Below are 6,439 nucleotides of genomic sequence, written 5' to 3'. Positions count from 1 at the left end.
AATATTAATAAACCAAGCATTTGCCTAATATAAAAAGACCCTAATTCAGATTTATTACCATTATTCATAACCAAGGCAATAATCCACCCTATTAAGGTAATATGAGCTATAATAGCAATATTTTTTCCATCGCTTAAAATTTCTTTAGCGTCTTCAGCAAATTCGGAAGCTGTCTCTTTTGCCTCATTTGCAAATTCTTTTGCCTTTTCTTTTGCTTCACCAGCCAATTCTTTCGCATCGTCTGCTAACTCACTAGCTTTACCTTTTGCTTTCCCGGCTGCTTTTTTAGCACCCTCTTTTGCGTCTCCTAACATATCATCAAGATCATCGCTTAAATTTTTATCGTCTGCCATAAGTTTTGGTATTTGTTAGAACATTAAAGTTAGTGAAAAAGTGTCAAACCCATTTATTTTTTCCCAAATACTCTTTGGAACCAGCTTTTAGTCTTTTCTTTAGCTTCGGTATAGGTTTCTTTAGCATCTTCGGCAAAATCTTCAAATTTGTCCTCTGCAGCATCCGCAAATTCAGAAGCCATTTCTTTTGCATCGTCGGTAAATTCTTTAGTTTTTGCTTTGGCTTCAGTAAAAGTCTCTTTAGCATCTTCAGCTAAATGTGATGCTTTTTCTTTAGCAACATCAGTAAACTTCTCTAGTTTTTCACCAGCTTCATCTGCTAATTCACTAGCTTTTGCTTTGGCTTCATTAAAAGTCTCCTTAGCATCTTCAGCTAAATGCGATGCTTTCTCTTTAGCAGCACCAGTAAACTTCTCTAGTTTTTCACCAGCTTCATCTGCAAATTCTTTGGTTTTTGCTTTAGCTTCAGTAAAAGTCTCTTTAGCATCTTCAGCGAAATGCGACGCTTTTTCTTTAGCAGAATCGGAGAACTTTCCTAGTTTTTCAGCCGCTTCATCTGCAAATATGCTAGCTTTATCAGCAGATTTTTTTGCACCTTCTTTAGCATTACCCATTATATCATTTAGGCTATCGCTTATTTTTTTTTCTTCAGACATTTTAATAATTAATTTTATTATTCGACAGTAAAATTAGTGAAAAATTACATGCTGTTTATTTATTTGTCATATAACTTAACTAAATGTTACATAGCGAGTTAGAAATATTATTTTATTAGCATAATAAGGCCTCCAAGGGCAGTAACAATTAAAATAAAACGTCTATAATTTACATTAGAAATTAACCTAACAATATAGGCTCCTAAGAAAAAACCAATAATAACGGCTGGAATTAATACCGAATTTAAAACCAACGTTTCCACCGTTACGGTTTTCCAAACAAAAATATGAAATGGCAGTTTAAAAACATTTATAATGAAAAACAACCAAGCTGCCGTTCCTATAAATTCATTTTTAGGAAAGCGCATGGCAAGAAAATAAACGTTTGAAATGGGACCGGCCAGATTTCCTATCATGGTAGTAAAACCTGCTAAAAATCCCGTTACTGCACCAAAAGCTTTGTTTTTCGGAATAACGTTTGATTTTCTGTTTTCTGTATAAAACATGATGCCCACAGATACAATAATAATAATTGCCATGAGCCTTTTAAATACCAATTCAGAAATATCATTCCCAACCCAAACACCCACTAAAACACCAGCAATCATCCAAGGGATTAACTTTTTAATAATATCCCATTGTGCATGCCTGTTATAATATACAACAGCAAATAAATCGGCACAAATTAGCATTGGTAACAAGACTCCAGTTGACGCTTTTTCGCCAAAAACAAAGGCAAGAATTACCACGATAATAATACCAATCCCTTTAATTCCCGATTTTGATAAACCCAATAAAAATACTGCAAAACCAATGGCGACCCATTGCATTACAGTTAAATTATAAGATTGAAGTATTTCTAGATATATCAATATTGTCTAATTAATAAAAAAGCTGAAAAAAAATTTCATTTACAAAAACGCCTTGTCTACAGGTTCCCATAGTTCAATTTTATTGCCATCATTGTCTAAAATCCAACCAAATTTGCCGTATTCATATTCTTCAACGTCGCCAACAATAGTAACACCTTCTTCTTTTAAAACTTTAAGCAAATCATGTAAATTTTCTACCCGATAATTAAACATAAAATCCTTTTTTGAAGGCTCATAATATTTGGTGTCTTCAGGAAACGGGCTCCATTGTGTTGAGCATTTATTACCATTTTCGTCTTTCCACCAAAAAGTGCAACCATAATCATCGGTATTAAATCCTAGATGTTTTTTATACCAATCTTTGGATGCATTCGGGTCTTTAGTTTTAAAAAATAAACCTCCTATTCCAGTTACTCTGTTTTTCATTTTTGTGTTAGTTTAGTTTAAACATGCTGATCAATTAATATCGTATTTCCATCTGGATCAAACAATACTAAACTTGCTGGACCAGAAGTATTTTGGTCAGCTTCATTTTCTAACTTTATACTATTTTCTTTTAAATGCTTTTGAATAACTCTCACATCATCAAAGTTTTCAACCTTATTAGCATTTTCATCCCAACCAGGATTAAAGGTTAAAATATTTTTTTCAAACATCCCTTGAAATAACCCAATAAGGGCATTTCCATTTTTCATGATAAGGTAATTACTCTTAATATCTCCAGCGAATTTTTTAAAACCAAGGGTTTCGTAAAATTGCTTTGATGCATTTAGGTCTTTAACATTTAAGCTTATTGAAAAGGCTCCTAACTTCATAGTTTATTTCTTTTTTACATTAGTTTCGTATATATCTATCCACTCTTCCGCACTAACTTTTGCAGTAAGTTCTCCAATTAAATCAAATGGGATATCGTCCATTTTTTTAAATCGCAAACAGCTTTTCCCCATATCTAACTTGTACTTACAGCGTTTAGCATATTCTGAAGTAAACCAGTCCATCACATCTTTTTTTGCATAAATCACCATACTATAAACGGCAACAAAGTTTTTTTGTGATGCTAAATTCATAAACGGTAGTGGTAATTTTGGGTCGCAATGGTAACCATCTGGATACACAGAATGGGGAATTACATATCCTAACATGCCATAATTCATGGCTTCTTCAACACCTTTTGGAAGGTTGTCTAGAATTTGTTGCCTTAACTTTGAAATAGGTTCTTTTCTATCTCCTGGTAACTCGTCCAAGTATTGTTTTGGTGTTGTTGCTTTTGATTTCATTATAAACTTATTTACGTTGTAGAATTAATCCTGAAATTAAAGATATTACAAACCCAAGAATCATAACTGATGCAAACATCATAAATGCCATAAAGCTTGGGCTTCCGTAATCTGTCATTTGCTGGGTTAACTCGGCAGATTTAACCTTTAATTCTTCAGCTGATAGGGTTTCTTCCATTTTTTTAATAGAATACTCTAAATATTCGCTGGCAAAATCTGGATTTATTTGAGTAGTATAAATATAATCGAAAACGGCAACGCCAACAGCAGAAAACAAGGCTATAAGCATGCCAATCCCAATAGCTTTACCAAGCGAAATTTTTCCGTTGTTTTCTTTATCTCGATAATGTTTAATTCCAAAATATACAAACAATAATGATAGTATCATGGCCGTATAGCCAATGATTTCACCATAGTCAAAATCTACGCCCATCCCCAAAAAGAATGGCAAGCCAAAGAATATAAAACCACTAATTAATGCATACATGCCAAACTTAATTACAGTATTTTTCATGTTAATTATCTATGGATTAATAAATCAAAAGTAGTGTGACAGGAAGGTTTTAGGCTCATACTAAAGTACTAAATTCCTAATACTTTAGTTGTAAAGCTAAGAAATTAAATGATATTAAGGGCTTTTGAAATTTGAATAGCTTGTGTTCGCCGTTTGGCATTTAACTTAACAAGAAGATTTGAAACGTGGGTTTTTATAGTACTTTCTGAAACAAATAATTTATCGGCTATTTCTTGATTTGACAATCCTGAAGCCACTTCTTTCAAAACTTCATATTCGCGTTTACTTAAGCCAAGTTCTTCAATTTTTTGAAAATCAATTTCATTATTAGAAGCAACATGTTGCTTTTGAGATTTTTTATTTATAAAAATTCCAATTCCAAAAAACGCCATAGCTATAATTGCCATGATATATTCAATTTCCAAATTGCCACTAATTAAAGTGTATTTACTAAATTGAAATAAAAGTAGTAGCGCTAAAACAAGTAGTGAAAAAACAAGAATGGTTTTTTTCATGTTTTAAAAATAAAGAATTTCTAAAAACGAACCATCCTATCATCTGAAGAATTCTTTTCGATTAACAAAATTTCGCCTTTATTTTATCTACTATCGTTTGTGCTAATCTTTCTTTGCTTTCAATGGTCCAACCCGCAACGTGAGGCGATAGTAAGACGTTTTCTGCTTGTATTAAATATTTAAAAGCTTCTGGCATTTCTGAAGAAAACAGATTCTCGAATGATGCTTTTTCGTATTCTAAAACATCTAATCCTGCACCTAGAATTTTACCAGATTTTAAGGCTGAAACCAAATCTGTGGTAACAACACTTTTTCCCCTTGCGGTATTTATGAACCAGAATGGTTTTTTAAATTGGTTAATAAATGCAGCATTAATCATGTTTAGTGTTAACGGCGTTTGTGGTGTATGCAAACTCAAAACGTCCACTTTTTCTTGAAATTCGGTAAGTGAAACTTGTTTGGCATTGGCATCGCCAACGTTATCTTTTATATCGTAACATAGCACTTCAACATCGAAACCTCGCAGTTTTTTTGCAAAGGATTTTCCCATGTTTCCGTAACCTATAAGTCCAACGGTTCTGCCATCTAGTTCGATACCTCGATTTTCTTCTCTTAACCATTTTCCTGCCCTAACCTCGGCGTCTGCTTTGATTAGTTTATTGAAAAGCGAAAGCAACATGCCTAATGCGTGCTCGCCAACTGCGTTTCTGTTGCCTTCTGGAGCTGCTATTAAATAGATGCCTTTTTGTGCGGCATAATCGCAATCTATGTTTTCCAATCCTGCGCCAACGCGTCCTATAAATTTTAGTTTTTTTGCAGCGTCTAGAAATTGTTTATCTATGGTGAAGCGGCTTCTAAGAATGATGCCATCGTACTTATGAATTATGGCTTCAACGACTTCTTTTGAGGATTTGTAATCTTCGTGATTGGTGAATCCTAAATCGTTTAATTGATTTATTAATAAGCTGTGGTTGGTATCGAGGTGGAGTATGTTCATGTTGTAAAATTACGAAGCTTTAGTTTGGATAAAAAAAGTTAGACACGAATTTCACTAATTTTCACGAATTTTTGTGGTAGAAAAACTGTTTGCGGATAGGTGCGTTAGGGATTGAGGCATTTGTTGAAGCTCTTTTTGTGTTGTTGCACCTATGCAACACAAAAAAGCGACTGCCGAAAGCCCGACGACGACCTAAGGAGGCGTAACCTGCCTGCCGGCAGGCAGGCGCCAAATTTTTAAAATCCTAAAATAAGTTTAGCTATTAGAAAGTAAATGAATATGCCAAATACATCGTTGCTTGTAGTAATAAATGGCCCTGTTGCTACGGCGGCATCAATACCGCGTTTGTCTAAAAAAATGGGAATGAAAGTCCCAATTAGAGCTGCCATAATGATGACTACAATAAGCGCCACACAGATGGTTAGTGATTCGAAATAGGTGGTTTGAAATACGAAATGACTGATTACTAAAACGACTGCTGCAATAGCTAATCCGTTTACTAAACCTAATAAAAACTCTTTGAATAAGCGGCTTAATATTTTGCCATCGATAGTATCGTTTGCAAGACCTTGCACCACAATGGCTGATGATTGTACACCTACGTTTCCTGCTGTTGCTTGAATTAATGGAATGAACATTAATAGCGCCGGAAATTTTATAAGAGCGTCGCTAAAACCATTAATAATACTCGCTGCCCCAAGGCCACCAAACATACCTATTAATAGCCATGGTAGTCGTGCTTTTGTGAGTTCCCAAATGGTATCATCGGCCTCTACTCCTCCTCTTAATCCGGCAGCCATTTGATAGTCTTTTTCGGCTTCCTCTTTCATGACATCTACAATATCATCAATGGTAATTCTACCTAATAATACTTGATTATCGTCTACCACAGGAATGGCTTCCAAATCGTATTTCTGCATTATTTTTATAACGTCTTCTGCATCGTCATGAACGTTAACAGAATCGACATTTGCATTAGAAATTTCGGCAATTTTTTGGTCGCTTTTACCAATTATTAAATCTTTTAATGATAGGCGTCCTACTAATTTATTTTGTTTATCCACAACATAAATGGAGTGCACTCTAGTAACATCTTTGGCTTGGCCTCTAATTCTGCGTAAGCATCCAGCAATGGTCCAGGTTTCGTAAACCTTAACCAATTCTTTTGCCATAAGACCACCTGCAGTATCTTCATCATAAGCTAAAAGTTCTCTAATTTCTGCTTTATGATCCAGGTCTTCAATATGTTCTATTA

The 6,439-nt window shown here is 34.3% G+C and carries 10 protein-coding genes; all 10 read right to left on the bottom strand.

The genetic code is table 11. The annotated features are described in order from the left end of the window. On the bottom strand, nucleotides 1–353 hold a 353-nt coding region (locus WBN21_RS08935), incomplete at its 3' end, for a YtxH domain-containing protein (RefSeq protein ID WP_424199483.1). A gap of 53 nt (nucleotides 354–406) precedes the next feature. Continuing rightward, complete coding sequence (locus WBN21_RS08930) at nucleotides 407–1,009, bottom strand: hypothetical protein (protein ID WP_424199481.1); 603 nt, start codon at nucleotides 1,007–1,009, stop codon at nucleotides 407–409. A 107-nt stretch (nucleotides 1,010–1,116) separates the two neighbouring features. Further along, entirely contained in the window at nucleotides 1,117–1,881 is a 765-nt protein-coding gene (locus tag WBN21_RS08925) for a sulfite exporter TauE/SafE family protein (protein ID WP_424199479.1), read from the bottom strand. Nucleotides 1,882–1,920: 39 nt separating this feature from the next. Beyond that, complete coding sequence (locus WBN21_RS08920; RefSeq protein ID WP_424199477.1) at nucleotides 1,921–2,307, bottom strand: VOC family protein; 387 nt, start codon at nucleotides 2,305–2,307, stop codon at nucleotides 1,921–1,923. A gap of 17 nt (nucleotides 2,308–2,324) precedes the next feature. Next, entirely contained in the window at nucleotides 2,325–2,696 is a 372-nt protein-coding gene (locus tag WBN21_RS08915; RefSeq protein ID WP_424199475.1) for a VOC family protein, read from the bottom strand. Between the two features lie 3 nt (nucleotides 2,697–2,699). Next, nucleotides 2,700–3,158: a DUF1801 domain-containing protein gene (locus tag WBN21_RS08910; RefSeq protein WP_424199473.1), complete on the bottom strand. Its 459-nt coding sequence runs from the start codon at nucleotides 3,156–3,158 to the stop codon at nucleotides 2,700–2,702. Between the two features lie 7 nt (nucleotides 3,159–3,165). Next, nucleotides 3,166–3,672 (bottom strand): DUF4199 domain-containing protein, encoded by a 507-nt coding sequence (locus tag WBN21_RS08905; RefSeq protein ID WP_424199471.1) that lies wholly within the window; start codon nucleotides 3,670–3,672, stop codon nucleotides 3,166–3,168. A gap of 104 nt (nucleotides 3,673–3,776) precedes the next feature. Then, entirely contained in the window at nucleotides 3,777–4,187 is a 411-nt protein-coding gene (locus tag WBN21_RS08900; protein WP_424199470.1) for a response regulator transcription factor, read from the bottom strand. A 61-nt stretch (nucleotides 4,188–4,248) separates the two neighbouring features. Beyond that, nucleotides 4,249–5,184, bottom strand: a complete 936-nt coding sequence (locus WBN21_RS08895) for a 2-hydroxyacid dehydrogenase (protein ID WP_424199468.1) — start codon at nucleotides 5,182–5,184, stop codon at nucleotides 4,249–4,251. 236 nt (nucleotides 5,185–5,420) lie between these two features. Then, the coding region (gene mgtE, locus WBN21_RS08890) for a magnesium transporter (protein WP_424199466.1) at nucleotides 5,421–6,439 on the bottom strand (1,019 nt) is incomplete at its 5' end.

It is taken from the genome of Algibacter sp. (assembly GCF_049667265.1).
Classification (GTDB): Bacteria; Bacteroidota; Bacteroidia; order Flavobacteriales; family Flavobacteriaceae; genus Algibacter_B.
This window is presented reverse-complemented; position numbering and strand designations above follow the sequence as displayed.